We start from the raw sequence: 26,565 nt of genomic DNA on the forward strand, positions 1-26,565 counted from the left end.
ACGGAGCGGCCGGGGCGGGTGAGGATCACATCGCGCCCGACGCTACGCCGTCGGCACGGGAGACGCACGGCATTTTCCCGGCGGCGCCCTCGCGCCGGGCGCGGCCACGGTTCCGCCCGGGCCCGACGACGCCCCTCCGCTCAGGGGGTGGTCGGCTCCGTCCCGGGGGCCGTCGGGGCCTGGGTCGGCGCGACCGTGGGCTCGGGTGCCGGGTCCGTCGGCTCGGGTGACGGCTCGGGCTCGGGCTCGGGCGGCGGCCCGGACGAGACGACGATCGCGACCGTGCTTCCCGGCGCGACCTGGGTGCCGGAGCCCGGCGTGACGGACAGCACGGTCCCGGGCGCGGCCTCGTCGACCTTCGTCGTGACGCTGACCTTCAGCCCGGCGCCCTGCAGCGCTGCCTCCACGGTGGCCTGCTGCTTGCCGACGAGGTTCGCCGGGACGGCGACGGTCGTGGGCGGCGGCGGGTCCGTGGGCTTCGTCGGCGGGGGTTCCGTGGGCGTGGGCGTGGGCGTCGGTGCCGGGGGCTGCGGCGCGGGCGGGGTCGTCGGCTTCGGCGCGGGGGCGCTCGGCGTCGCCGGCTTCTGCGGCGTGGACGGCGCGCTGCCCTCGGCAGGCGTGTACCGCGTCGGCATCTTCCCCGCCGCGAAGAACTCGAAGTGCCACGGCTCCGGCTTGGACCCGTTGGGCCGCGCCCACGCGGGGTTGTCCCAGCCGTAGTCCGGGCCGTGCGTGCGGAGCCAGACGTACTCGAGCGACGTCCCCGACGGCACGTTCCCGCCGACGTCGATGGCAAGCCCCCATCCGTGCTGCGACGTGCCGGGCACGGCCGCGAGGTAGGGCTTGACCGCCTTGAGGCGCACCTGCTCGTCGTAGGGGCGGTACGCGTCGGTGATCTTCAGCGCGTACCCGAACTCCTTCTCGAACTCGGCGGCGAGGGCCTCGAGCTGCTCCGCGGCGTCGCAGCGCAGGGTCTTGCCCGGCGCGAAGTCGAGCGCGCACAGCGCCTCCGGCGGGATGCGGCCGTTCTGGTACTGCGCCGTCGAGCCCGCGTACCGCTCGACGACCTCGGCGAGCCGCTCCGCGAGGGTCGTGCCCGCGAGCGCCGTCGCCCCGGCTGCCGGGACGACCCCGACCGGCACGAGGTCGGTGCCGAGCAGCTCGGCGAGCGTCGTCGCGGAGGCGAGGACGTCCTCCAGCGTCACGTCGCCGTGCGCGTGGTCGTCGCCCTCGGCGTGGCCGCCGTCACCGCTGTCAGCCGATCCGTCGGCCGGGTCCTGGGAGCCGTCGAGCTCACCGGGGGCCACCCCGTCGGGCGCGGGCACCTCGTCCTCGGGCAGCGTCCGGTCGCCCGGGGACCCCGCGTCTCCCGCGGATCCCGTGCCGCCGGGGGCGGTCGGGTCCAGGGGCGTGCTCGTGCCGGGCGCCGGGCTCGGCGTGCCGCCGGGGCTCGGGGGGTCGCTCGGCGAGGGGTCGGTGGACGCGCTGGGGGACGGGCTGCTCGTCGGGCTGGGCGACGGCGCGGTGGGCGTCGCCGCGGTGCGGACCGCGTCGGTCGCTACGTCGCCGGCGGCGTCGACCGTCGCGGGCTGCTGCGCCGGGCGGTCGGTCGCGGGGTCGTCGGTCTCGCCGTCCGTGCCCGTCGTGGTGTCGTCGGTGCCATCGCCTGCGCCCGGGCCGAGCGGCTCCGGCAGCTCGGGGACCTGCGCGCCGTCGAGCGACTCGTCCAGGTCGAGGTCGCCGTCGGGCACGAGGGGCGCGGGGACGCGGCGGGCCGCGTCCTGCTGCGCGAGGTAGGTGGCCAGGAGCATGCCGAGCTCGGCGCGGGCCTGCTCGACGGGCGGGGAGACGTGGCCGTCGTCGAGCGCGTTGGCCGTCGCGAGGACCTCGATGGCGCCGTCGAGCTGCTGGCCCTCGTCGAGGCCGGCGCCGAGCGTGCTCGAGAGCGCCGCGACCTGGGTCGCCGTGGCCGTCTCCTGCGCGAAGAACGACGCGCCGGGGCGCGGCTGGGCGCTGCCGGCGAGGGCCGCGGCGAGCGTGATGGCGAGCGCCGAGGAGATGAGGACGTGCGACACGGCCCGCGCGCGCCGTCCGAACGACTCCGGGCCCACCGCGGCGGCGGCGGGCGCGGGCTCGGGCGTCACGGGCGCGTCGTCCGCGCCCTCGTGCTCCGCCGTGGTGCTCACCGCTCACTCCCGTGCTTCGTGCCCTGCCACGGGCCTGCGGTCCCGCACGCCGGATGTGCGCGTCGTCGCGCCCGACGTCACGGCTGCGCGCGCACACGATCGGTGTGCTGCACGCCACAGTGCCCTCGTCCGCCTACCGTACACCGCCTCCACGAGGCTCTCACCCCCGTCTCATGTTCGCGGTGGACAATCGCTCCATGAGTTCACCGACACGTCACCGCAGGTCAACGTCCCGCGCGCTCGCGCTCGGGGCAGCCGTCGCCGCGACCGTCGCGCTGGGCGGGTGCGCCGAGGACGGCTCGGTGAGCGTGCCGGAATTCACCCTGACGGGCGACGGGGTACAGCAGTTCCTCGACGACGCGCGCTCCCAGGTCGAGACGATCGGCGAGGACGTCCGGTCGCTCACCGACGACCTGGGCACCCTCCCGGACGACACGCGCGCCCGCGCGGAGGAGGCCGTCGCGTCCGCGCAGGAGGCCGCCGACGAGGCCCGCGCCGCGGCGGACGAGGCGGCGTCCGCCACGGACGAGACGCGCGCCCAGGCCGAGCAGCGCCTGGCCGACGCCGAGGCCGCGCTCGAGGACGCGTCCACCGAGCTGGGCGACGTCGCGGGCACCCTCTCCGGCGCCGACGCCGCGGTGCGCGACGCGATCGAGAGCCTGCGCACCCGGGTCGACGAGCTCCGCGCGGACCTCGAGGACGCGTCCGGCTCCTGACCGCACGGGCCGTCCGGCTCCTGACCGCACGGGCCGCGCGCGAGCAGCCCGTGCCCGGTATCGCCGGACCCTCGTCGGCACCGGGGACCTAGGTCCCCGGGCCCGGCGACTTTTGCCTGACGTCCACCCTTCCTTCACAGGGGTTTGCTTGGTCTCAGGAGCCCGACCGCACCGGACGGGTCGATGAGAGGGGACAGTGATGAAGGGGACGATCGAGCGGAACGCCAACGCGCCGCTCCCCACGGTCGAAGGCACCGAGCCGGAGACCCTCAGCCTCGCGGAGCGCGCCACGCGACCCACCCAGGTGGTGCTCGGCGTCCTGCGGATCACGATCGGGTTCTACTTCCTCTGGGCCTTCCTCGACAAGACGTTCGGGCTCGGGTTCGCCACCCCCGCCGAGCGGTCGTGGATCAACGGGAACAGCCCGACCACCGGCTTCCTGTCGAACCTCGAGGGCACGTTCTCGGGCTTCTTCAGCGGCCTCGCGGGGAACGCGTTCATCGACGTGCTCTTCATGGTCGGCCTGCTCGGCATCGGGCTCGCCCTGATCCTGGGCATCGGGATGCGCATCGCCGCGGTGAGCGGCACGCTCCTGCTCCTGCTCATGTACCTGGCCGAGCTCCCGCTCGTGACCAACCCGATCATCGACGACCACATCACGATGTCGCTCACGATCATCGCTCTCACGCTCCTCGGGGCGGGCAGCGTGCTCGGGCTCGGCAAGACGTGGAAGAGGATCCCGTTCGTCCAGCGCAACGCCTGGCTGGTCTGACGGTTCGACCGCCCGCCGTGTGCGGCGGGCCACGGGGCGACCGATACCGCGCGACGATCTGAGGCCGTCGCTGCAGGGAGTCGCTCCCGGGGGAAGAGGGGCGTGCGGGCGGTGGGGAGACCACCCGCACGTCCCGCCCTCCGCGCCCGGCAGGGCGACCGACAGCTCGACGGAGCCGGTCGCCCGCCGGGCGCCTTTCTGCGTGCCCGGCCCGCGGCCGCCCGGTCCGGTGCACCGCCCGGCGTCAGCCGAAGCGGGCCAGCAGCTCCGCCGCCTGGGGATCGCCCTGGGCGGCCGCTTCGTGCCACAGGGCCATCGCCTCGGCGACGCGTCCCGCCCGGAGGCGGAGCACCCCGAGGCTCGTGCGCGCCGTCGGCTCGCCGGCGAGCGCCGCCTGCTCGAGCAGGTCCTCGGCGTCCGGCCCGCGGCCCGCGCGCACGTAGAGGTCCGCGAGGGCCGCCGCGACGCGCGCCTCGCCCGTCCCGGCCCACCCCTCGAGCAGCGCGACGGCGGCGTCCGGGGCCAGCGCGCCGCTGCGCACGAGCTCGACCGCCGCCTCCCAGCTCTCGCCCGACGTCGCCGCGAGGACGTCGTCGGCCGCGTCGCGCTCCCCCAGCTCGGCGAGCACCTGCGCGAGCCGCACGGCCGCGCCCTCGACACCCTGCGCGAGCTCGTACCAGCGGCGGGCCGCGTGCAGGTCGCCGCGCTCCGCCGCGACCTGCGCGGCCATGAACGCCCCCAGCGCGTCGCCCGCCAGACCAGCGAGCTCGAAGCAGCGGAACGCCTCCACGGCGTCGCCCGCCTCGTGGTGCGCGACGCCCAGCCGGTACACGGCCCCCGGCACGCCCTGCTCGACGGCCGCCTCGTAGAACGGGACCGCGGCGGCCGGGCTGCCGAGCGCGCGCAGGTCGTCGGCGATCGCGACGAGCTCGGCCGGGTCGTCGGGGTGCAGGTGCCCGACGGCGGACCGCAGGTCCGCGAGGGCGCTCGCCGCGGCCTCGGCGGGCGCTCCGGAGCGCGGGGCGACGTCCGCGCCCTGGTCGGTGGTCGGCATGCGGCACCGCGTCCCTTCGGCCCCCTGCGTCGACGGCCCGGTGGTCCGGGACCTGCGCGACGGCGACGTGCGGCCGGCGGCAGGACGGCGTCGGACGTCCCGAGATGTGGACGCACGATAGCGCGGCGGTGTCGCCCACGTCACACCCCGGGCGAGACGGGTGCCGCCCGGCCGCCGGGGTCTGGGAGACTGCATCGGGTGAGCGGAACGACCGACCTGCCGGCCAGCGCCGGGCAACGCGTGCTGGACGCCGTCGTGGCGGTGACGAGCGACCTCGACCTGCCGCAGGTGCTGCGGCGCATCGTCGACGCGGCGATGGAGCTCACGGGCGCCCGGTACGGCGCGCTCGGGGTGCTCGACGCCTCGGGGCGCGAGCGCCTCGCGCAGTTCATCCCCCTGGGCCTCTCGGACGACGAGGTCGCCGAGATCGACCACTGGCCGCACGGCGAGGGTCTGCTGGGCGAGCTCATCGACCACCCGGCGCCCATCCGCGTGCCGGAGATCGCCGACGACGTGCGCTCGGCCGGCTTCCCCGAGGGCCACCCGCCCATGCACACGTTCCTCGGCGTGCCGGTGCGGGTGCGCGACACGGTGTTCGGCAACCTCTACCTCACCGACAAGCAGGTCCCCGGGGGCGGGTGCGAGGAGTTCACCGCGGAGGACGAGGCGGCCGTGGTCGCGCTCGCCGCCGCCGCGGGCGTCGCCATCGAGAACGCGCGGCTCTACGGCCGGGCGAAGCAGGTGGGTGTGCTGGAGGACCGCGACCGGATCGCGCGCGACCTGCACGACGTCGTCATCCAGCGCCTCTTCGCGTCGGCCATGACGCTCATGAGCGTGCAGCCGCTCGTCAGCGACCCGAACGCGCGCACGCGCATCGAGGAGACCGTCTCCGACCTCGACGAGACGATCCGGCAGATCCGGTCCACGATCTTCGCGCTGCACACGGCCACGGACCCGGACGCGCCCTCGATCGAGGACCGGTTCCGCGCGCAGGCCGAGGCCGCGACGACCGTGCTCGGGTTCGCGCCCGAGGTCGACGTCGAGGTCGCGGCCGAGGGGTCGGGCGCGGGCGTGACCGACGGCGGCCCCAGCCTGCCGGCCGAGGTCGCGGACCAGCTCGTCGTCGTGCTCGGCGAGGCCCTGACCAACGTCGCCCGGCACGCGCAGGCGAGCCGCGTCGTCGTGCACCTGGCCGTGACCGCGCACGAGGCGCGCCTCACCGTCACGGACGACGGCGTGGGCATCCAGCCCGGCGGCCGGCGCTCCGGCCTGCGGAACATGCAGGCGCGCGCCGCCGCGCTCGGCGGGTCGAGCACCGCGACCGCCCGGCCCGACGGCGGCACCCGCCTCGAGTGGTGGGTGCCGCTCGGCTGACGCGCCGGGTGCTCAGAGCGTCCGGTGCATGACGTGCAGGCCGACGAGCCCGTGCACCGGGTGGTCGAACGCCTCGGGGACGGTCGCGAGGATCGTGAACCCCAGCGACTCCCAGAGCCGGACCGCGCGCTCGTTCGTCTCCACGACCGCGTTGAACTGCATCGCCCGGTAGCCGTCGGCGCGCGCACCGTCGAGCACGGCGCGAGCGAGCGTCCTGCCGACGCCACGCCCGGCGCCGTCGGGCCCGACGACGAAGCTCGCGTTCGCGACGTGCGCCCCGGCACCGGGGTGGTTGGGCAGGTACTTCGCCGTGCCGAGCACGGTGCCGCGGGCGCCGTCCTCCGCCGGGACCGCGACGAGGACACGCGCGCCCGGGGCGTCGAGCCACGCGGCCCGGGCGTCGGCCTCGGTGATGTCGCGCGGGTACGTGTACGTCTCGCCCGCGCGGAAGACGGGCTCGAGCGCCCGCCAGATTCCGGGCCAGTCCGCGGGCGTCCCGGCACGTACCTCGATCGTCGCAGTCACCGGGCGAGCGTAGTGCGCGGGCCGGGGGTCAGCGCAGGATCCTCCGGCCGGTCACGATGCGCGGCACGACCTTGATGACGCGGTCGCGCACGCCGGGCACGAACGTCACGAGCGGGAGCGCGAGCAGCCGCGCGCGCTCCACCGGCTCGGTGACCTCGAACGTGCGGCCGACGAGCACGACGGACCACCCGGAGCGGGCGTCGGCGTCGAACGAGTCGACCTCGAACGCCACGACGGCGCGGCTGGCGGCCACCGCGAGCTTCGAGCCCTCCGCGGTCCGGAACACGACGTCCGGGCCGTCGAGCACGAAGTTCACCGGCTGGATCGCCGGCAGCGCGTGGTCGGTGTAGACGATCCTGCCCACGGGGACGGTCGCGAGGAGCGCGTAGCTCTCCTCCGGCGTGAGCTCCGCGAGCCCTGCCGAGGCGCGCGGGCGCTCGGCGGTCGCGAGCCCCCCGCTCCCCACCGGTGCCCCTGTCCCGGTCCGCTCGACTGTGTCCATCTCCACATCGTCGCGCCGCGGTGTCAGATCCGGGAGTGCCGAAGGTCCCGACGCCGCGCGGTCGCCCGGTCCGTGGGCGTCGGCCCCCGGTCCGTGCGCGGGCGAGCCCTCGGGCCCCGTCCCGCCCTGCGGGTCGGGCCCGCCGTCAGGGACGCTGCGCCGGGCCACCGTGCTGCCGGTCCCCGGTGGGACCGCCCGCGCCCGGGGCGCCCTGGCGGGACGCCTCCTCCTGGCGCATCTCGGTCGCGAGGACCGCGACCTGGGTGCGGCGCTGCAGGCCGAGCGTCGCGAGGACGTGGGAGACGTAGTTCTTGACCGTCTTCTCCGCGAGGTAGAGGCGCTTGCCGATCTCGCGGTTCGTCAGGCCCTCGCCGATGAGCGCGACGATCTGGCGCTCCTGCTGGGACAGGCCCTCGAGGCGGTCCGGCGTCTCGTCCGCGGCGTGGCGCAGGCGCTCCAGCACGCGCGCGGTGCTCGCCGGGTCGAGCAGCGACCCGCCCGCCGCGACCGTGCGGACCGCGCCGACGAGGTCGGACCCGTGGATCTGCTTGAGCACGTACCCCGACGCCCCGGCGAGGACGGCCTGGAACAGCGCCTCGTCGTCGGCGAAGGACGTGAGCATGAGGCAGCCGACCTCGGGCAGCTCGGAGCGCACCTCGCGGCACACCTCGACGCCCGAGCCGTCGGGCAGGCGCACGTCGAGGATCGCGACGTCGGGGCGCGTCGCCTTGATGCGGGCGAGCGCGGAGGCGGCGGTGCCGGCCTCGCCGACGACGGTGATGTCACCGGCGGCCTCGAGCAGTGCGGCGACGCCGCGGCGGACCACCTCGTGGTCGTCGAGCAGGAACACGCGGATCGGGTGGGGAGAGCCCATGCCCTCAACGTAGCCGGTCGGAGGGGGATTCTCGCGCGCGCCCGCCCGTGGCGCCGCGGGTGCGGGACCTTCGTCCCGGTGGGTCGTGCCGAGCGTCCCGCGCGTCGGGGGCGGTCGCCGGGTGCGGCGGACCGCCCGCGCGCGGTATCCAGGAGGTGTGGCAGGTGGCGGGACGACCGCCACGAAGGGGACGACAGGACCGAGGTGGTCATGGTGAGCGGATCGACGCAGCAGGTCGTGCTGGTCGGTGTGGACGGCAGCACGACGAGCGGCAAGGCCCTGGACTGGGCGGTGCACGAGGCGGCGCGTCGGGGCGCGGAGCTGCGCGTGCTGCACGTCGCGTACGTGCCCGTCGTCGCGACGCCGTTCGTCGGCGGCGCGTACTACCCGAGCGTCGAGGAGCTCGGCGAGATCGCCGGCCCCATCCTCTCGGCCGCCGCCGAGCGCGCCGCGCGCGTGGACGCGTCGGTGCCCGTGCGGACGCTGCTGCGCTCCGGCCCGCCCTCGGAGGCGCTGCTCGACGAGGCCAAGGACGCCGACCTCGTCGTCGTGGGTTCCCGCGGGCTCGGGTCCGTCGGGTCGATGTTCTTCGGGTCCGTGGGGACCCGGCTGGCCGCCCGCGCGCCCGTGCCGGTCGTCGTCGTGCCGCCGTCCGTCGAGCGCGTGGAGCGCACCACCGACGTCGTGGTCGGCGTCGACGGGTCCGTGCACGGCGACGCCGCGCTCCGGTTCGCCCTCGACGAGGCCGCGCGCACCCGCTCCCGCGTCGTCGCGGTGTGCGCGTGGCGGATGCCCACCGGACCGCTGTGGGAGGAGAACCCCGCGTTCTACACCGCCGCCGAGCGCGACGCGCGCGCCGAGGCGTCGCGCACCGTCGAGGCCGCGCTCGGGCGCGTGCGCACCGCGGAGCACGACGACGTCCTCGTCGAGACGTTCGTCGTCGACCGCGAGCCGTCCGTCGCACTCCGGGAGGCCGCGGCGGGGGCCGCGCTGACCGTCGTCGGCTCGCGCGGCCGCGGCGACCTGCGCGGCATGCTCCTCGGCTCGGTGAGCCAGGAGGTGCTGCACCACGCGACGCACCCCGTCGCCGTCGTGCACGCGGCGCGCGACTAGGGTGCCGTCCGCGCGGGGCGGGGACGCCGTCGGGCCGCTAGCGTCGAGACCGTGAGCGACGACGCGCAGGCCCTCCCGCACGACCCGTCGTGGCCCCGGGCGGGCGACTGGCCCGGGCCGGCGGGTGACGCCGTCGACCTCGCGCTGCTCGGCGTCCCGGCCTGGCGCACGTCGCTCTCGCCGACCGGCGCGCACGCGACGCCCGCCGCGGTGCGCGCCGCGCTGCGGAGGTTCAGCCCCGCGCTCGTACCCGACCGCCCGCTGCCCGACGGCGGCCCCTCCGCCCGCGTGCGACCCGTCGCCTCGGGCGGTCCCGCGGAGCGGACCGGCCCCGTCGACCTCGCCGAGCTCACGTTCGCCGACCTCGGCGACGTCGACGAGCCCGACGGCGCGGAGGGCGAGGCCCGGACGCGCGCGGCGGTCCAGTCCGCGCTGGAGCGCGCTCGGCTGCTCGTCGCGCTGGGCGGCGACAACTCCGTGACCGTCGCGACCGCGCTCGGCGCGTGGGGCGACGACCTCGCCACCGCGGGCCTCGTCACGCTCGACGCTCACCACGACCTGCGCGACGGCGTGTCCAACGGGTCGCCGGTGCGACGGCTCATCGAGGCGGGGCTCGACCCGCGGCGGGTCGTGCAGGTCGGCATCGCGGACTTCGCGAACTCCGCCGAGTACGCGCGCCGCGCCGTCGAGCTGGGGATCACCGTCGTGCACGTCCACGAGCTGCGCCGGCGCGGGCCCGAGGAGGTGATGCGCGCGGCCATGGAGGTCGCGGGCGCCGCGGGAGGGCCGGTGCACCTCGACGTGGACGTCGACGTGTGCGACCGCTCCGTCGCCCCGGGCTGCCCGGCGAGCGTCCCGGGCGGGATCGCGGCGTGGGAGCTGCGCGCCCTCGTCCGGGCCGCGGCGCGCGACGACCGGCTCCGCTCTGCCGACGTCGTCGAGGTCGACGCGACGGCCGACGCCCCCGACGGCCGCACGGTCCGCCTCGCCGCCCTCTGCGTCCTGGAGCTCGCGGCCGGCCTCACCCTCCACCCGCCGACCCCGGAGCCGCTGCGGACGTAGGCGCCTCCGCCGAACAGGCGGTGCCGGCCGGCCCACCAGGTGGTCCTGGCACGACACGCGCCCTGGACGCACCAGGACCACCTGTTCGACGCCGGGTGAGTCAGGGGTGGGGATGGGGGTGGGGGTCTGGGGGGCCCGACCTCCACGTCTTCGCGACCAGGGGGACGCCGGGGCGGTAGGCGAGGTGGGTGCGGCTCGGGGCGTCGAGCAGCACGACGTCGGCCCGGGCGCCGGGGGCGAGGTGGCCGACGTCGTCCCGCCGCAGCGCGAGCGCCCCGCCCGCGGTCGCGGACCACACGGCCTCGGCGACGGTCATCCGCATCTCGCGGACCGCGAGCGCCACGCACAGCGGCATCGACGACGTGTAGCTCGACCCGGGGTTGCAGTCGCTCGCGAGCGCGACGACGGCCCCCGCGTCGAGGAGTCGTCGCGCGTCGGGGTAGGGCTGGCGCGTCGAGAACTCGACGCCGGGGAGAAGGGTCGCGACGGTCCCGGCGCCCGCTCCCGACGTCGCGACGGTCCCGGCGACGGCTCGCGACGTCCCGTTCGGCCGCGTCCCGCTGTCGGTCCACGAGCCCGCGAGCGCCGCGACGTCGTCGTCGGTGAGGTACGTGCAGTGGTCCACCGCGGCGGCGCCCAGGCCGACGGCGAGGCGCACCCCCTCCCCCGGCCCGAGCTGGTTCGCGTGCACGCGCACGCCGAGCCCGGCGGCGGCCCCGGCCTCGAGCACGCGGCGGGACTGCTCGGGCGTGAACGCGCCGGTCTCGCAGAACACGTCGACCCACCGGGCGTGCGGCGCGCACGCGGCGAGCATCTCCCCGCACACGAGGTCGACGTACGCGTCGGCCCGGCCCGCGTACTCCACCGGCACGACGTGCGCCCCGAGGAACGTCACCTCGGGCGTCACCTCGCGCGCGAGCCGCACGGACCGCTCCTCGTCCGCGACGGTGAGGCCGTAGCCGCTCTTCACCTCGACCGTGGTCGTGCCCTGGCGGGCCGCCTCGTCGAGGTGCCGGGCCAGCCCGGCGCGGAGCACGTCGTCGGACGCGGCGCGCGTCGCGGCGACGGTCGACCGGATGCCGCCCGCCTCGTACGGGCGCCCGGCCATGCGCGCCTCGAACTCGGCGGCGCGGTCGCCCGCGAACACGAGGTGGGTGTGCGAGTCGACGAACCCCGGGAGCACCGCGCGCCCGCCCGCGTCGACCGTCACGTCCGGCTCCCGTCCGTCCAGCGCGTGCCCGACGGCGTCCCGCGCCTCCCGGGCCGGGCCCGCCCAGGCGACCCGGCCGCCGTCGAGCAGCAGGACGGCGTCCGTCACCAGGCCGGTCGGGTCGCCGTCGCGCGTGCCGGGGCCGCCCGGGGCGTTGGTCGTCAGCTCGCCGATGCCGGTGACGAGCGTCGACCCGGGCCCCGCGGACGTGCCCGCCGCGCGTCGTCCCGTCACGGCGTCTCCCGCGCGGGGACGCGGAGCCCGCCGCGCTCGGCGGCGGCGACCGCGTCGTCGTACCCGGCGTCGACGTGGCGCAGCACCCCGAGGCCCGGGTCGTTCGACAGCACGCGCGCGAGCTTGGCCGCGGCGAGCGGCGTGCCGTCGGCGACGGACACCTGGCCCGCGTGGATCGAGCGGCCCATGCCGACGCCGCCGCCCTGGTGGATCGAGACCCACGTCGCGCCCGACGACGCGGCCGTGAGCGCGTTGAGCAGCGGCCAGTCGGCGATCGCGTCGGAGCCGTCGGCCATGGCCTCCGTCTCGCGGTACGGGGACGCGACCGACCCGGCGTCGAGGTGGTCGCGGCCGATGACGACCGGGGCGCGCACCGCGCCCGACGCGACGAGGTCGTTGAACGCCAGTCCGGCGCGGTCGCGCTCGCCGTGCCCGAGCCAGCAGATGCGCGCGGGCAGGCCCTGGAACGCGACGCGCTCCTGGGCGGCGCGGATCCAGCGGTGGAGGTGGTCGTCGTCGAACAGGTCGAGCACGGCGGCGTCGGTCGCGGCGATGTCGCGCGGGTCGCCCGAGAGCGCGGCCCACCGGAACGGGCCCTTGCCCTGCGCGAACAGCGGCCGGATGTACGCGGGCACGAACCCCGGGAAGTCGAACGCCCTGTCGTACCCGCCGCGGCGCGCCTCGTCGCGGATCGAGTTGCCGTAGTCGAACACCTCGGCGCCCGCGTCGAGGAACCCGACCATGCCCTCGACGTGCCGGGCCATGGACTCGCGCGCGCGGTCGGTGAGCTCGTCGGGCTTCGCGGCGGCGTAGTCCGCCCAGTCCGCGAGGTCCACCCCGACCGGCAGGTACGACAACGGGTCGTGCGCCGACGTCTGGTCCGTGACGACGTCGACCTCGACCCCGCGTCGCAGCAGCTCCGGCACGACCGTCGCGCTGTTCCCCTCGACCCCCACCGACAGCGCCCGGCGCTCGCGCCGCGCGTCCTCGACGAGCCGGACCGCGGCGTCGAGGTCGTCGGCGACGACGTCGAGGTACCGCTCGCGCACGCGCCGGTCGAGGCGCGACCGGTCGACGTCGACCACGAGGCACGCGCCGCCGTTGAGCGTCACCGCGAGCGGCTGCGCGCCGCCCATCCCGCCGCACCCGCCGGTGAGCGTGAGCGTCCCGGCGAGGGTCCCGCCACTGAGCCCCTGCCCGCCCTGGCGGGCGGCGAGCTTCGCGGCGACCGCGGCGAGCGTCTCGTACGTGCCCTGGAGGATGCCCTGCGCGCCGATGTAGATCCACGACCCTGCCGTCATCTGCCCGTACATCGTCAGGCCCGTCGCCTCGAGCCGCCGGAACTCGGGCCACGTCGCCCAGTCCCCCACGAGGTTCGAGTTCGCGAGCAGCACGCGCGGCGCCCACTCGTGCGTCCGCAGCACCCCGACCGGCTTGCCCGACTGCACGAGGAGCGTCTCGTCGTCCGCGAGCGTCGTGAGCGTGCGGACGATCGCGTGGTAGCTCGGCCAGTCGCGCGCCGCGCGGCCGGTGCCGCCGTAGACGACGAGGTCGTCGGGTCGCTCCGCGACCTCGGGGTCGAGGTTGTTCATGAGCATCCGCAGCGGCGCCTCGGTCTGCCACGACCGCGCGGTGAGGGTCGTGCCGCGCGGCGCGCGGACGGGGACGGGCGTGCCGAGGCGGTGGGTCGGCTCGTGGACCATGGTCGTCTCGCTCCTTCGGGTCGGGTGGGTCTCAGGCCAGGTGCCCGACGGCGGCGCTCGCCGCCGCGGTCACGGCACCCGTCGCGACGAGACGGGTCACGGCCTCGATCTCGGGCGCGAGGTAGCGGTCCGGTCCGGGTCCCGCGGCGGCCGTGCGCACGAGGTCGCGCACAGCGCCGGTCCCCCGCGCGGGGTGCAGGGACCCGGCGTCGCAGCGGAGGTCGAGGGCGCGCGTCGCGGTGAGGAGCTCGATCGCGAGGACGCGGCCCAGCCCGTCGACCGCGCGGCGGAGCTTGCGTGCCCCGGCCCAGCCCATGGACACGTGGTCCTCCTGCATGGCCGACGACGGGATCGAGTCGACGCTCGACGGCACCGCGAGCCGCTTGAGCTCCGAGACGATCCCCGCCGCCGTGTACTGCGCGATCATCAGCCCGGAGTCGACGCCCGGGTCGTCGGCGAGGAACGGCGGCAGGCCCTCGTTGCGGGCCTTGTCGAGGAACCGGTCCGTGCGGCGCTCGCTCATGCTCGCGACGTCGGCCGCGGCGATCGCGAGGAAGTCGAGCACGTACGCGACCGGGGCGCCGTGGAAGTTGCCGTTCGACTCGACGCGCCCGTCCACGGTGACGACCGGGTTGTCGATCGCCGCCGCGAGCTCCCGGCGCGCGACGGCGGTCGCGTGGTCGAGCGTGTCGCGCGCGGCGCCGTGCACCTGGGGCGCGCACCGCAGCGAGTACGCGTCCTGCACCCGCGTGCACTCGGGCCGGCCGTCGGCGTCGATCGTGCGGTGGCTCGCCACGACGGGCGAGCCGTCGAGCAGCGCGCGCAGGTTCGCGGCCGACGCCGCCTGGCCGGGGTGCGGCCGCATCGCCACGAGGTCGGCCGCGAACGGCGCGTCCGAGCCGAGCAGCGCCTCGACGCTCGCCGCGGCCGCGACGTCGGCCGTCGTGAGCAGGGACCGCAGGTCGTGCAGCGCGAGCGCGAGCATCCCGAGCATGCCGTCCGTGCCGTTGATGAGCGCGAGGCCCTCCTTCTCGCGCAGCGCGAGCGGCGCGATCCCGGCCGCGGCGAGCGCGTCGGCAGCGGGCACGACGGCTCCCGTCGCGTCCCGGACCTCGCCCTCGCCGAGCGCCGCGAGCGCCACGTGGGCCAGCGGCGCGAGGTCGCCCGAGCACCCGAGCGAGCCGAACTCCCGCACCACCGGGGTGATCCCGGCGTCGAGCATCGCGGCGTACGTCTGCGCGACGACGGGGCGCGCCCCGGTGCGCCCGGTCGCCAGGGTCGCGAGCCGCAGGAACTGGAGCGCCCGCACGACCTCGCGCTCGACCTCCGGCCCCGACCCCGCCGCGTGCGACCGGACGAGGCTGAGCTGGAGCTGCGCGCGCCGCTCGACCGGGATGTGGCGCCGCGCGAGCGCCCCGAACCCGGTCGAGACGCCGTAGTGCGGGCGGTCGTCGTCCGCGAGCCCTTCGACGACGGCGCGGCTCGCCGCCATCGCCTCGACCGCCGCGTCCGCGAGCCGGACGCGCGCGCCGTGCCGCGCGACGTCGACCACGTCGCCGATCGTCAGCGGACCGTCGCCCACGACGACGACGCGCGCGGCGCGGGCCGGGTCGGAGACGGCCGGGGAGTGCGTCGTCGCTGCCATGCCCCCAGGACACACCGCGCCTCGACGCGCCGGGAGCCCGCTGCGACAGGTTCGGTCTGGGATGCCAGACAGGCCCCCTGTTCCCTCCCCGACCGCAGCAGCCAGCCCTCTACCGCAGCTACCGACGCCGCCGCCGACGCCGCCGCTGACCAGGTCATCCCGGCGAGCCGAGCAGGCGGTCGTGGCGCGTCAGCTGCCCGGGACGCGCCACGATCACCTGTTCGGCACCGGGTGGGGGCTGGAAGGGGGCGGGAGGGTCGGGCGGCGGCGGGGTGGCAGCGGGTCAGGCGTTCACGTAGGCCGCGAGGTGCTCGCCCGTCAGGGTGGAGCGGGCCGCCACGAGGTCGGCCGGGGTGCCCTCGAAGACGACGCGACCGCCGTCGTGCCCGGCGCCGGGGCCGAGGTCGATGATCCAGTCCGCGTGCGCCATGACCGCCTGGTGGTGCTCGATGACGATGACGGACTTGCCCGCGTCGACGATCCGGTCGAGGAGCCCGAGGAGGTTCTGCACGTCGGCGAGGTGGAGGCCGGTCGTCGGCTCGTCGAGCACGATCACGCCGCCCTTGTCGCCGAGGTGGGTCGCGAGCTTGAGGCGCTGGCGCTCGCCGCCGGACAGCGTCGTGAGGGGCTGGCCGAGGCTCACGTACCCGAGGCCGACGTCGTCGAGGCGTTCGAGGATCGCCGCGGCGGCCGGCACCTTGCCCTCGCCGGACGAGAAGAACGCGCGCGCCTTCGCGACCGGGAGGTCGAGCACGTCGGCGATGTTCAGCCCGCCGAGCGTGTAGTCGAGCACCGCGGCCTGGAACCGGCGGCCCCCGCAGTCCTCGCACGGGGTCGAGACGGTCTCCATGAAGCCGAGCTCGGTGTAGATGACGCCCGCGCCCTTGCACTCGGGGCACGCGCCCTCGGAGTTCGCGCTGAACAGGGCGGGCTTGACGCCGTTGGCCTTGGCGAACGCCTTGCGGATCGGCTCCAGCAGGCCCGTGTAGGTCGCGGGGTTGCTGCGGCGCGACCCCCGCACCGCGCTCTGGTCGATCGTCACGACGCCCTCGCGCCGCGACACCGACCCCTCGACGAGCGAGCTCTTGCCCGACCCGGCCACCCCGGTCAGCACGACGAGCACCCCGAGCGGGATGTCGACGTCCACGTCCTGCAGGTTGTGCGCGTCCGCGCCGCGGATCTCCAGCGCGCCCGACGGCGAGCGCACCTCCGCCTTGAGCGTCGCGCGGTCGTCGAGGTGGCGGCCGGTGACGGTGTCGCTCGCCCGCAGCCCCTCGACCGTGCCCTCGAACGTCACCCGGCCGCCCGCCGTGCCCGCACCCGGGCCGAGGTCGACGACGTGGTCCGCGACGACGATCGTCTCCGGCTTGTGCTCGACGACGAGGACCGTGTTGCCCTTGTCGCGCAGCTGGAGCAGGAGGCCGTTCATGCGGTCGATGTCGTGCGGGTGCAGGCCGATGGTCGGCTCGTCGAAGACGTAGGTGACGTCGGTGAGCGACGACCCGAGGTGGCGCAGCATCTTGATGCGCTGCGACTCGCCGCCCGACAGCGTGCCCGACGGCCGGTCGAGGCTGAGGTAGCCCAACCCGAGCTCGACGAACGACGCGAGGTTCTCCCCGAGCGCGTTCACGACCGGCGCCATGTGCGGGTCGTCAAGATCCCGGATCCACGCGGCGAGGTCGGTGATCTGCATCGCGCACAGGTCGGCGATGTTCACGCCGCGGATCTTCGACGAGCGCGCCGACTCGGACAGGCGCGTGCCACCGCAGTCGGGGCACGGCGCGAACGTCGCGGCGCGTTCGACGAACGCGCGGACGTGCGGCTGGAGCGAGTCGACGTCCTTGGAGAACATCGACTTCTGGATCTTGGGGATCAGGCCCTCGTAGGTGACGTTGATCCCCATCGCCTTGATCTTGGTGGGCTCCTTGTAGAGGAAGTCCTGCATCTGCTGGTCGGTGAACTCGCGGATGGGCCGGTCGCCCGGGAAGAACCCCGACTCGGCGAACCCGCGCACCATCCACCCGTCGGCGGTGTACCCCGGGACCTTGATCGCGCCGTCGCGCAGCGACTTGGAGTCGTCGAAGATCTCCGTGAGGTCGAGGTCCGAGACCGCGCCGCGCCCCTCGCACCGCGGGCACATGCCGCCGTGGTAGATCGCGTTGCGGACGATCGTCTTCTCGCCGGTGGCCGACGTCATGATGCCGCTCGCCTTGCGCGCGGGGATGTTGAAGGAGAACGCCGTGGGCGGGCCGACCTGCGGCTCGCCGAACCGGCTGAACAGCACCCGCAGGATCGCGTTCGCGTCGGTCACCGTGCCCACCGTGGAGCGCGGGTTGGCGCCCAGCCGCTCCTGGTCCACGACGATCGCCGTCGTGAGCCCTTCGAGCACGTCGACGTCGGGGCGGTCCAGCGTGGGCATGAAGCCCTGGAGGAACGCCGGGTAGGTCTCGTTGATGAGGCGCTGCGACTCGGCGGCGACGGTGTCGAACACGAGCGAGCTCTTGCCCGACCCGGAGACGCCCGTGAACACCGTGAGACGCCGCTTCGGGATCTCGACGCTCACGTCCTGCAGGTTGTTCGCCCGCGCCCCCTGGACCCGGATGACGTCGTGCGCGTCGGGGTCCTGGCGCTCCGAGGTCGGGGTTCCCGTCGTCGTGGCCGTGCTCATGCGTGTCTCCTCGTCGTCGAGCCTCGTCGCACGGTCGGAGGACCGGTCGACGGCGCCGACCGCCCGCTCCCGGCAGCCCGGGAAGAGTCTGCCGGAGAGCCGGACGGTCGGCGCGTGGATGGGTGCGGTGCGTGGACGTCCCGGGGGTGAGGACCGGCCGGGCGGTCGGGACTCATCGCGCCGTGCGCGACGGCGGCGCGGGACCGGGCGGTCAGGCGGGACCGCGGCGGGGCGGAGGTCAGGAGCGCTGCTGGATGCGGATCTCGTTGCCCGCCGGGTCGCGGAACGCGCAGTCGCGCACGCCGTAGGGCTGGTCGATCGGCTCCTGCACGACCTCCGCCCCCGCGGCCTCGATCCGGGCGAACGTCTCGTCGACGTCGGGCGTCGCGAGGTTGACGCCGAAGTACGCGCCCTTGGCAACGATCTCCAGGAGGGCGCGCTTGTCGTCGTCGTTGAGGCCCGGGGTCGCGGCCGGCGGGTGCAGCACGATCGCGGTGTCCGGCTGGTCGGCGGGACCCACGGTGATCCACCGCATCCCCTCGTAGCCGACGTCGTTGCGGACCTCGAAGCCGAGCACGTCGCGGTAGAACGCGAGCGACGCGTCGGGGTCGGTCTGGGGCAGGAAGCTGGAGTTGATGGTGAGGTTCATGAGAACGACGCTAGGACCGCCGTCCGGCCTGCGCTTCTCGATTCCTGACCGGTCGCGTGACGCGCCGCGCGACGCACGCCGGCAGCCCGTCCAGCCGCTCCGCGCCGGGGACGGCGCCCGACGCGGTGCCCGGTGCAGCACCGTGCGCGGTGCCCGGTGCCGCCGCCACGGCCGTCCGCGACTCCGCGGGAGCCGGGGACCCGGCGTCGGACTCGGCCGCGCGCCGTCGGTACACGCTCGGCGGCACGCCGACGAGCTCGGTGAAGCGCGTGCTGAACGTCCCCAGGGACGAGCACCCCACCGCGAAGCACACGTCCGTGACGCTCAGGTCGCCGCGACGCAGCAGCGCCTTCGCGCGCTCGATCCGCCGCGTCATGAGGTACGCGTACACCGACTCCCCGTACGCCGCCTTGAACTCGCGGCTGAGGTGCCCGGCCGACACGTGCACGCCGGCCGCGAGCGCCGTGACGTCGAGCGGCTGCGCGTACTCGCGGTCGATCCGGTCGCGCACGCGTCGCAGGCGCGCGAGGTCGCGCAGGCGCTGGTCGTCGGGCGTCGTCGTCACGCGTCGATCGTGCCACGGGCCTACCGTGGCCTCCATGCCGAGCGACGTCCCCGCCGCGCGCCAGGCCGTGCGCGTGCTCACGTTCCTCGCCGCGCAGGCGGGCCCGTCGCCCGCGGCCGCCGTCGCGCAGGGCCTCGGGCTGCCCCGCTCGACCGTCTACCACCTGCTGTCCGTCCTCGTCGACGAGGGGTTCGTGACCCACCTGCCCGAGGAGCACCGTTACGGGCTCGGGACGGCGTCGCTCGCGCTCGGGTCGGCGTACGCGCGGCAGGCGCCCCTCGCGCGGCTCGCGCGGCCCGTCGTCGCGCGCCTCGTCGAGTCGACGGGCGAGAGCGCGCACCTCGCCGTGCTCAACGGGCGCGAGGTCCTCTACCTCGTCGAGCAGCGCGCGCCGCGCCGCCCCACGCTCGTGACCGACGTCGACGTGCGCCTCCCCGCGCACCTCACCGCGAGCGGGCGCGCCGTCCTCGCCGGCCTCCCCGCGGCCCAGGTCCGCGCCCTCTTCCCCGGCGCCGCGGCGTTCGCCGACCGCACCGGCGTCGGGCCGCAGACCCTCGGCGCCCTGCGCGAGGTGCTGCGCGGCGTCCGACGGCGCGGCTGGGCCGAGGAGGACGGCGAGGTCACCCCGGGCCTCGCGTCCGTCGCGCACGCGGCCGTCGACCACACCGGGCTCCCCGTCGCCGGCATCGCCCTCACCTTCTGGTCCGACGACGCCCCACCCGCCCGCCGCGCGGAGCTCGCCGCCGCCGTCGGGCGCGCCGCCGCCGAGGTGAGCCGCCGCATCGGCGCCCGCACCACTCCGACCACCCCGAGGTAGAGCCCAGGTACGCCGAGGTAGAGCCCTGGTCTTCCTTCTCGCTGAACCAGGCCTCTACCTCGCGGGACCGGGGCTCTACCTCGCGGCACCTGGGCTCTACCTCGGCGGACCGGGGTGGAAACGGCGTTGCGTGCGGCCGACGTGCCGACTAGATTTTTCGGTATGCCGAACTTTTTGGCGCGGAGGTCCGCATCCCGCGCTGCCGCAGCCGTCGCGCTCCTCGCCGCGGCGACGCTGGGCGGCTGCTCGAGCGCCACGGACGCGGGGGCGACCCCGCCCGACGACGGCCGGCCCGTCGTGCTCACGACGTTCACCGTGCTCGCCGACATGGCGGAGAACGTGGCGGGCGACCACCTGCGCGTCGAGTCGATCACGAAGGTCGGGGCGGAGATCCACGGCTACGAGCCGACGCCCGGCGACGTCCGCAGGGCGGCGGACGCCGACCTCATCCTCGACAACGGCATGGGGCTCGAGGCGTGGTTCGGGCGGTTCGTCGACGGGCTCGACGTGCCGCACGTCGTCGTGAGCGAGGGCGTCGAGCCCATCGCGCTCGGCGACGACACCGCCGAGGAGTACCAGGGCAAGGAGAACCCGCACGCCTGGATGTCGCCCGTGAACGCGCAGGTCTACGTGCAGAACATGGCCGACGCCTTCGCGGAGCTCGACCCGGCCCACGCCGACGACTATGCGGCGAACGCCGCCGCCTATTCCGCCGAGCTCGCCGCCGTGCACGACGAGCTCACGACGGCGCTCGACGCGCTGCCCGAGGGCCACCGCGCGCTGGTCACGTGCGAGGGCGCGTTCCCGTACCTCGCGCGCGACGCCGGGCTCGCCGAGAAGTACCTGTGGGCGGTCAACGCCGAGCAGCAGGCGACGCCGCAGTCGGTCGTCGGCGCGATCGAGTTCGTCGAGCAGCACGACGTCCCCGCCGTGTTCTGCGAGTCCACCGTCTCCGACGACGCGATGCAGCAGGTCGCGCGCGAGTCCGGCGCGGCGTTCGGCGGGACGCTCTACGTCGACTCCCTCTCGGCGCCCGACGGCCCCGTGCCGACCTACCTCGACCTCCTGCGCCACGACACCGAGACCATCGTCGCGGGCCTCACCGGCACCACCGCGGGCGGTGACGCGTGAGCGCGGGCGGGCGGGCGCCGTCGGGCACGCCCGCGATCGACGTGCGCGACCTCACCGTCCACTACGGCGACGTCCTCGCGCTCGACGGCGCGACCCTCGCCCTGGGGTCCTCGCACGGGCCGGGGACGGTGTGCGGGCTCGTCGGCATGAACGGCTCGGGCAAGTCGACGCTGTTCAAGGCGGTCATGGGCATGGTCCGGCCGGACCGCGGCACCGTCCTGGTCGACGGCGCACCCCCCGCGCGCGCCCGGCGCGCCCAGGCGGTGGGGTACGTGCCGCAGAGCGAGGACGTCGACTGGGCCTTCCCGCTGAGCGTGCGCGACGTCGTCATGACGGGCCGCTACGGCTACCAGGGCTTCACGCGGCGCACGCGGCCCGCGGACCGGGAGGCGGTCGAGCACGCGCTCGCGCGCGTCGAGCTCACCGACCTCGCCGACCGGCAGATCGGCGCGCTCTCGGGCGGGCAGCGCAAGCGCGCGTTCGTCGCCCGGGGGCTCGCGCAGGGCGCGACCATCCTCCTGCTCGACGAGCCGTTCGCCGGCGTGGACAAGCGCACGGAGGCGACGATCACCACGCTGCTGCGCGAGCTCGCGGCCGGCGGGGCGACCGTCCTCGTCTCGACCCACGACCTGCACGCGCTGCCCGAGCTCGCCGACGAGGCGGTGCTCCTCCACCGCCGCGTGCTGCTGCACTCGACGCCCGCGGAGGTCCTGCGGCCCGAGAACCTCGCGCTCGCGTTCGGCGTGGAGGTGGCCCCGTGACCGACCTCCTCGCCACCCTCCTGGAGCCCCTGTCGTTCGAGTTCCTGCGCACCGCGCTCGCCGTCACGGTGACCGCCGGGATCGTGTGCGGCGTCCTGTCGTGCTGGCTCGTGCTCGTGGGCTGGTCCCTCATGGGCGACGCCGTCTCGCACGCCGTGCTGCCCGGCGTCGTGCTCGCGTACGTGGTGGGGGCGCCGTTCGCGCTCGGCGCGCTCGTCTTCGGGCTGCTCGCGGTGCTGCTCATCGGCGCGGTGCGCGACACGTCCCGCGTCAAGGAGGACGCCGCGATCGGGGTCGTGTTCACGACGCTCTTCGCGCTCGGCCTCGTCCTCATCTCCGTGACGCCGAGCCAGACGGACCTCAACCACATCCTCTTCGGCAATCTGCTCGGGGTCTCGCGCGCGGACCTGCTCCAGGTGCTCGCGCTCGGCGCGGTGACGCTCGCGGTCGTCGTGCTCAAGCGCCGCGACCTCACGCTCTATGCGTTCGACCCGACGCACGCGCACGCGATCGGCCTCTCGCCCCGACGGCTCGGCGCGCTGCTGCTCGGCCTGCTCGCGCTGACGGTCGTCGTCGCGCTCCAGGCGGTCGGCGTGGTCCTCGTCGTCGCGCTGCTCATCACGCCCGGCGCGACGGCGTACCTCCTCACCGACCGCTTCTCGCGGATGCTGTGGATCTCGCCGCTCGTCGCGGCGGTGTGCGGGGTCATGGGCATCTACGTCAGCTACTACCTCGACACCGCGTCGGGCGGGACGGTCGTCGTCGCGCTGGGCGTGGCGTTCGCGCTCGCGTACCTGTTCAGCCCGCGGCACGGGCTCGTCGGGACGCGGGTCGCGGCGGCCCGACGCCGTCGGCTCGCGCGCGTCTGACCGTCCGCTCCGGCGGCCCGCAACCCGGTCCGGGCCGCCGGACGACGCCTCCTGCGTGCGCTGTGTGCGAAATCTCCATGAATTCGCCCTCGATTCCCTGGTGCTTCTCAGGTTCGCCCGGGAGACTTGTCGCCATGTCAGCGAGGACGAGCGAGCCCACGACGCCGCAGCGCACGCGCACGTCTGCCCGGTTCGCCGCGGCGAGCCTGCTCGCGCTGTCCATGATGCTGCCGATGTGCTCGACGGCGAGCGCCGCCGAGGTCCAGCAGCTCATCGCCGACGCGCAGGTCCAGACGGAGACCATCGGGAACGACCTCGACCGCGTGCACGCCCAGCTCCCCGCCCTGCACCCCGTGCTCCGCAACGACGTGCTCGACGCCGTCGAGTCGGTCGAGGCCGCGACGGACGAGGCCCGCTCCGCGCTCGAGCGCGCGACCGACGACGACGAGGCGGCCGACGGTCGCGCCGCCGTCGCGCTCGCCGACGCCCAGGTCGCGCTCGACGCGGCGTCCGCCCAGCTCCGCTACGTGACCGACCTCGCGCACGACGCGGGCGAGGGCGTGGCCGTCGCGCTCGAGCGCCTGCAGGCGCACATCGACACGCTCCGCGGCGAGACGAGCCGCGCGGGGGCCTGAGCCCGACCACCTGGCTCACGCGGGCCCGGAGCGCCGTCGCCGCGCGGTGCTCGACCGCCCTTCCTACGATGGCGAGATGCCTCGTGTCACCGGGATCGTCAAGCCGCACGAGGCGCTCCCCGGCGTCGCCCGCCTCGACCGCGCGGTGAACCGCTGGACGAACCGCCGCGCGCTGGGGGCCGCGGCCGACACCGCGCTCTCCCGGCTCTCGACGTGGGCCGACCACAGCGTGCTGTGGGCCGGGGCCGCCGTCGGGATCGCCGCCACCGGGCGGCGCGGGCGCGACGCCGCCCTGCGCGGCTACGGCTCGCTGCTCGTGTCGAGCGTCCTCGCGAACGTCGTCGGCAAGACCGTGTTCGGGGGCGTGCGCCCGTCGCTCGACGGCCTCCCGCTGTGGCGGCGCGTGGCGGACCCCCCGACGTCGCCCTCGTTCCCGTCGGGCCACTCGGCGTCGGCCGCCGCGTTCGTCACGGGCGTCGCGATCGAGTGGCCGACGGTCGGGCTGGCGCTCACGCCGCTCGCCGGGGCCGTCCTGTACTCGCGTCTGCACACGGGCTCGCACTGGTTCTCGGACGTCGCCGCGGGGGCGGCGCTGGGCGTCGGGGTCGCGCTCGCGGGTCGCGTGCTCGTCCCCGGCCGCGCCGAGCAGCGCCCCGACGTCCCGGCGGGGCCGCCCGCGGACGTCCCCGCGCTCGACGACGGCGCGGGCCTCTTCGTCGTCGTCAACCCGGCGGCGGGCTCGGGCCGGCTGCTCAAGGAGGACCCGCTCGCGGCGGTCCGCGACGGGCTCCCCCGCGCCGACGTCCACGTGCTCGCCGAGGGCGACGACCTGCGCCGTCTGTACGACGACGCCGTCGCGCGGGGCGCCCGCGCGCTCGGCATCAGCGGTGGCGACGGCACGGTGTCGACCGCGGCCGCGGCGGCGCGCGCGCACGACCTCCCGCTCGCCGTGCTCCCCGGCGGCACCCTCAACCACTTCGCGCGCGCGGCCGACCTCACGTCGATGCGCGCGACGATCGAGGCGGTGCGGACCGGCTCGGGCGTGACGATCGACGTCGCGGACCTCGAGGTCGACGGGGTCGACGGGCCGCCCCGCACCGTGCTCAACACCTTCTCGGCCGGCGTCTACCCGGAGCTCGTCACCGAGCGCGAGAAGCACGAGCACCGGCTGGGCAAGTGGCCGGCCGCCGTCCTCGCGGCCGCGCGCGTGCTGCGGCGCGCGCACCGGGTGCGCATGGCGGTGGACGGGCACGAGGGCGAGTACTGGTCGCTGTTCGCGGGCGTCAACCGCTACTACCCGCAGAGCCTCGCGCCGGTCGAGCGGCACCGCCTCGACGACGGCGTGCTCGACGTCCGCACGGCCCGGGCCGAGCGCCGCGCGAGCCGGCTGCGCACGTTCCTCGAGGTCGCGGCGGGTGACGCGGGGACGCGCGTCGCGCGGCGCGTGCCCGGGGTGCGGGGGCACCTCGTGGTCGACGCGACGTCCGTCCCGGCCCTCGAGCTCCGCTTCCCTGCGCGCGGCGCGGTCGTCGGGCCCGACGGCGAGGCCGTCACGACGGACCGCTCCCCCGACGCCGAGCACGGGCACCCCGGGTCGCCGCCCGTGGTGCTCGCGCACGACGGCGAGACGCTCTCGCTCGACGACGTCGCCCCCACCGGGCCGGTCACCGTCCGTCTCACCATGCGGCGCGGAGCGCTGCGTCTCTACGCCCCGAGCGACCCGACGGCGGGCTGATCCGCCCGGCCTGTCCGGTATGTCCCAAGTTCACGGCACCCGGGGAGAACTCCCCCTGTTCACGCACAGGCGTCATGCCCCACAATGAGCCCCGCAGTCGCGCGGACGGCACCCCGTCCGCGCCCCGTCCGGACTCGACCACGTCGGCCCCACCAGAAAGCAGAAGAACCATGGCCCAGCAGTACCCCGCCGCCCCGCAGGCCCACGTCGGCTACTCGGCCCCGATCGAGGACCCGGGCAAGACCCTCGGCATCGTCGGCTTCGTCCTCGCGTTCGTCTTCGCGGTCGCGGGCATCGTCGTCAGCGCGATCGCGCGCAAGAAGAGCAAGGAGGCGGGCTTCGACAACCAGCTCGCCAAGTGGGGTCTCATCCTCAGCATCATCTTCACCGTGCTCGGCGCCATCGGCTTCGTCATCTACATCGTCGCCATCGCAGCGCTCGTCGCGAACGGCGACGTCTCGACGTACTGACGTCCCCGCCGGTCCGCCGGCGCGGCACCGACGGCCGTCGTCCCACCCGGGGCGGCGGCCGTCGTCGTCCCTGCCGGCCGCCCGCGGACGGGTCGCGGAAGATCCGCGGACCGGGCACGGTTGAGACGCGCACGACCGCGCCACCGGTGAGAGCACCGGTCCCCCGACGGTCGCCCGACCGCAGGAGCAGATCATGACCGACGAGACGACCTCCCCGATCCCCACCGAGAGCGCGACGGCCGCACCGGACCCCGCGACGGTCGAGCTCGGGCTCGACACCTTCGGCGACGTGACCGCCGGGCCGGACGGCGCGCTGCTCAGCGGCGCGCGCACGATCCGCGACGTCGTCGAGGAGGCGGAGCTCGCGGACCAGGTCGGCGTCGACTTCTTCGGCGTCGGGGAGCACCACCGCGCGGACTTCGCCATCAGCGCGCCCGAGGTGGTGCTCGCCGGGATCGCGACGCGGACGTCGCGCATCCGCCTCGGCTCCGCGGTGACCGTGCTCAGCTCCGACGACCCGGTGCGCGTCTTCGAGCGGTTCTCGACGCTCGACGCGCTGTCCGGCGGGCGCGCGGAGGTCATCCTGGGGCGCGGGTCGTTCATCGAGTCGTTCCCGCTGTTCGGCTACGACCTCGCCGACTACGAGGTGCTGTTCGAGGAGAAGCTCGACCTGTTCGTCCACCTGCTCGACGAGGGCCCGGTCACGTGGTCGGGCACGACGCGCGGCGGGCTCGCCGACCAGGAGGTCTGGCCCAAGACCGAGAGCGGGCGCCTGCGCACGTGGGTCGGGGTCGGCGGCTCGCCCGAGTCGGTCGTGCGGACCGCGCGGCACGGGCTGGGCCTCATGCTCGCGATCATCGGCGGCGAGCCCGAGCGCTTCCGCCCCTACGTGGACCTCTACCACCGCGCGGTCGAGGAGCTCGGCACGCCCGTGCTGCCGATCGGCGTGCACTCGCCCGGCCACGTCGCCGAGACCGACGAGCAGGCGCAGGAAGAGGTCTACGAGCACTTCGCGGCGATGAACAACCGGATCGGGCGCGAGCGCGGCTGGCCCGCGTACCACCGCGGGCGGTTCGCCCACGACGTGCGCGACGGCTCCCTCTACGTCGGCTCGCCCGAGACCGTCGCCCGCAAGATCGCCCGCACCGTCCGCCTCCTCGGCGCAGGCCGGTTCGACCTCAAGTACTCGACCGGCACGCTCCCCCACTCGACGATGCTGCGCAGCATCGAGCTCTACGGCACCCAGGTCATCCCCCGCGTCCGCGAGCTCCTCGCGGAGCACTGACCCCCACTGA

23 protein-coding genes and 1 pseudogene are annotated in these 26,565 nt (G+C 75.6%); 13 read left to right on the forward strand and 11 right to left on the reverse strand.

What is annotated here, in order from left to right:
• Positions 1 to 140 precede the first annotated feature (140 nt).
• On the reverse strand, positions 141 to 2,186 hold the full coding sequence (locus GWJ10_RS03105; RefSeq protein ID WP_163185037.1) for a D-alanyl-D-alanine carboxypeptidase family protein: 2,046 nt from the start codon (positions 2,184 to 2,186) through the stop codon (positions 141 to 143).
• 197 nt (positions 2,187 to 2,383) lie between these two features.
• Here GWJ10_RS03105 and GWJ10_RS03110 point away from each other — a divergent pair, with 197 nt between their 5' ends.
• Both GWJ10_RS03110 and GWJ10_RS03115 read left to right on the forward strand, forming a co-directional pair.
• Positions 2,384 to 2,902 (forward strand): DivIVA domain-containing protein, encoded by a 519-nt coding sequence (locus GWJ10_RS03110; protein ID WP_163185040.1) that lies wholly within the window; start codon positions 2,384 to 2,386, stop codon positions 2,900 to 2,902.
• Positions 2,903 to 3,101: 199 nt separating this feature from the next.
• Positions 3,102 to 3,674 carry a hypothetical protein gene (locus GWJ10_RS03115; RefSeq protein WP_021482147.1) on the forward strand — a complete coding sequence of 191 codons (573 nt, stop codon included), beginning with the start codon at positions 3,102 to 3,104 and terminating at the stop codon, positions 3,672 to 3,674.
• Between the two features lie 244 nt (positions 3,675 to 3,918).
• On the opposite strand, the gene GWJ10_RS03120 is transcribed toward GWJ10_RS03115, so the two are convergent.
• On the reverse strand, positions 3,919 to 4,728 hold the full coding sequence (locus GWJ10_RS03120; RefSeq protein ID WP_163185043.1) for a tetratricopeptide repeat protein: 810 nt from the start codon (positions 4,726 to 4,728) through the stop codon (positions 3,919 to 3,921).
• A gap of 198 nt (positions 4,729 to 4,926) precedes the next feature.
• Between GWJ10_RS03120 and GWJ10_RS03125 the strand changes: the two genes are divergently transcribed.
• Positions 4,927 to 6,102 carry a GAF domain-containing sensor histidine kinase gene (locus tag GWJ10_RS03125; protein ID WP_232322677.1) on the forward strand — a complete coding sequence of 392 codons (1,176 nt, stop codon included), beginning with the start codon at positions 4,927 to 4,929 and terminating at the stop codon, positions 6,100 to 6,102.
• Positions 6,103 to 6,114: 12 nt separating this feature from the next.
• On the opposite strand, the gene GWJ10_RS03130 is transcribed toward GWJ10_RS03125, so the two are convergent.
• From GWJ10_RS03130 to GWJ10_RS03140, 3 genes are all read right to left on the reverse strand, one after another.
• Complete coding sequence (locus GWJ10_RS03130; RefSeq protein WP_163185046.1) at positions 6,115 to 6,627, reverse strand: GNAT family N-acetyltransferase; 513 nt, start codon at positions 6,625 to 6,627, stop codon at positions 6,115 to 6,117.
• Between the two features lie 28 nt (positions 6,628 to 6,655).
• Positions 6,656 to 7,129 carry a pyridoxamine 5'-phosphate oxidase family protein gene (locus GWJ10_RS03135; protein WP_081599918.1) on the reverse strand — a complete coding sequence of 158 codons (474 nt, stop codon included), beginning with the start codon at positions 7,127 to 7,129 and terminating at the stop codon, positions 6,656 to 6,658.
• A gap of 145 nt (positions 7,130 to 7,274) precedes the next feature.
• Positions 7,275 to 8,003, reverse strand: coding sequence for a response regulator transcription factor (locus tag GWJ10_RS03140; RefSeq protein ID WP_081599919.1), 729 nt, complete (start codon positions 8,001 to 8,003; stop codon positions 7,275 to 7,277).
• Positions 8,004 to 8,216: 213 nt separating this feature from the next.
• Between GWJ10_RS03140 and GWJ10_RS03145 the strand changes: the two genes are divergently transcribed.
• The gene (locus GWJ10_RS03145; RefSeq protein WP_163185049.1) at positions 8,217 to 9,116 is read left to right on the forward strand and encodes a universal stress protein; all 900 of its coding nucleotides are present in this window, start codon (positions 8,217 to 8,219) and stop codon (positions 9,114 to 9,116) included.
• A 51-nt stretch (positions 9,117 to 9,167) separates the two neighbouring features.
• Positions 9,168 to 10,178, forward strand: a complete 1,011-nt coding sequence (locus GWJ10_RS03150; RefSeq protein WP_163185052.1) for an arginase family protein — start codon at positions 9,168 to 9,170, stop codon at positions 10,176 to 10,178.
• A 100-nt stretch (positions 10,179 to 10,278) separates the two neighbouring features.
• Here the strand turns inward: GWJ10_RS03150 and GWJ10_RS03155 are convergent, their stop codons facing one another.
• The 6 genes and pseudogenes from GWJ10_RS03155 to GWJ10_RS19710 form a co-directional block, all read right to left on the reverse strand.
• The gene (locus GWJ10_RS03155; protein WP_163185055.1) at positions 10,279 to 11,622 is read right to left on the reverse strand and encodes an amidohydrolase family protein; all 1,344 of its coding nucleotides are present in this window, start codon (positions 11,620 to 11,622) and stop codon (positions 10,279 to 10,281) included.
• Positions 11,619 to 13,325: a urocanate hydratase gene (locus GWJ10_RS03160; RefSeq protein WP_061267934.1), complete on the reverse strand. Its 1,707-nt coding sequence runs from the start codon at positions 13,323 to 13,325 to the stop codon at positions 11,619 to 11,621. Before GWJ10_RS03160 ends, GWJ10_RS03155 begins: the two co-directional genes overlap by 4 nt.
• Positions 13,326 to 13,356: 31 nt before the next feature.
• The gene (gene hutH / locus GWJ10_RS03165) at positions 13,357 to 14,970 is read right to left on the reverse strand and encodes a histidine ammonia-lyase (protein WP_163185058.1); all 1,614 of its coding nucleotides are present in this window, start codon (positions 14,968 to 14,970) and stop codon (positions 13,357 to 13,359) included.
• 283 nt (positions 14,971 to 15,253) lie between these two features.
• On the reverse strand, positions 15,254 to 17,638 hold the full coding sequence (locus GWJ10_RS03170) for an excinuclease ABC subunit UvrA (RefSeq protein ID WP_163185061.1): 2,385 nt from the start codon (positions 17,636 to 17,638) through the stop codon (positions 15,254 to 15,256).
• A gap of 238 nt (positions 17,639 to 17,876) precedes the next feature.
• Positions 17,877 to 18,287: a VOC family protein gene (locus tag GWJ10_RS03175; RefSeq protein ID WP_031316030.1), complete on the reverse strand. Its 411-nt coding sequence runs from the start codon at positions 18,285 to 18,287 to the stop codon at positions 17,877 to 17,879.
• Between the two features lie 214 nt (positions 18,288 to 18,501).
• Positions 18,502 to 18,852, reverse strand: a pseudogene (locus GWJ10_RS19710) (helix-turn-helix transcriptional regulator); the annotation flags it as partial.
• Between the two features lie 34 nt (positions 18,853 to 18,886).
• On the opposite strand from GWJ10_RS19710, the gene GWJ10_RS03185 reads away from it, so the two are divergent.
• The 8 genes from GWJ10_RS03185 to GWJ10_RS03220 all read left to right on the forward strand — a co-directional run bounded on the left by GWJ10_RS03185 (position 18,887) and on the right by GWJ10_RS03220 (position 26,555).
• Positions 18,887 to 19,669, forward strand: coding sequence for an IclR family transcriptional regulator (locus tag GWJ10_RS03185; protein ID WP_163185067.1), 783 nt, complete (start codon positions 18,887 to 18,889; stop codon positions 19,667 to 19,669).
• A 162-nt stretch (positions 19,670 to 19,831) separates the two neighbouring features.
• Positions 19,832 to 20,800: a metal ABC transporter substrate-binding protein gene (locus GWJ10_RS03190; RefSeq protein WP_163185070.1), complete on the forward strand. Its 969-nt coding sequence runs from the start codon at positions 19,832 to 19,834 to the stop codon at positions 20,798 to 20,800.
• Complete coding sequence (locus GWJ10_RS03195; protein WP_021482568.1) at positions 20,797 to 21,561, forward strand: metal ABC transporter ATP-binding protein; 765 nt, start codon at positions 20,797 to 20,799, stop codon at positions 21,559 to 21,561. Before GWJ10_RS03190 ends, GWJ10_RS03195 begins: the two co-directional genes overlap by 4 nt.
• Positions 21,558 to 22,430, forward strand: coding sequence for a metal ABC transporter permease (locus tag GWJ10_RS03200; protein ID WP_163185073.1), 873 nt, complete (start codon positions 21,558 to 21,560; stop codon positions 22,428 to 22,430). The genes GWJ10_RS03195 and GWJ10_RS03200 overlap by 4 nt, the downstream gene beginning before the upstream one ends.
• A 134-nt stretch (positions 22,431 to 22,564) precedes the next feature.
• Complete coding sequence (locus GWJ10_RS03205; protein WP_043658772.1) at positions 22,565 to 23,065, forward strand: hypothetical protein; 501 nt, start codon at positions 22,565 to 22,567, stop codon at positions 23,063 to 23,065.
• 76 nt (positions 23,066 to 23,141) lie between these two features.
• A complete protein-coding gene (locus GWJ10_RS03210) occupies positions 23,142 to 24,800 on the forward strand; it encodes a bifunctional phosphatase PAP2/diacylglycerol kinase family protein (RefSeq protein WP_163185076.1) in 1,659 nt (552 codons plus the stop codon).
• A 170-nt stretch (positions 24,801 to 24,970) separates the two neighbouring features.
• On the forward strand, positions 24,971 to 25,270 hold the full coding sequence (locus tag GWJ10_RS19565; RefSeq protein WP_206158319.1) for a hypothetical protein: 300 nt from the start codon (positions 24,971 to 24,973) through the stop codon (positions 25,268 to 25,270).
• Between the two features lie 193 nt (positions 25,271 to 25,463).
• Complete coding sequence (locus GWJ10_RS03220; protein WP_163185079.1) at positions 25,464 to 26,555, forward strand: LLM class flavin-dependent oxidoreductase; 1,092 nt, start codon at positions 25,464 to 25,466, stop codon at positions 26,553 to 26,555.
• Positions 26,556 to 26,565 lie beyond the last annotated feature (10 nt).

It is taken from the genome of Cellulosimicrobium sp. SL-1 (assembly GCF_011033075.1).
GTDB classification, from domain to species: Bacteria; Actinomycetota; Actinomycetes; order Actinomycetales; family Cellulomonadaceae; genus Cellulosimicrobium; species Cellulosimicrobium funkei.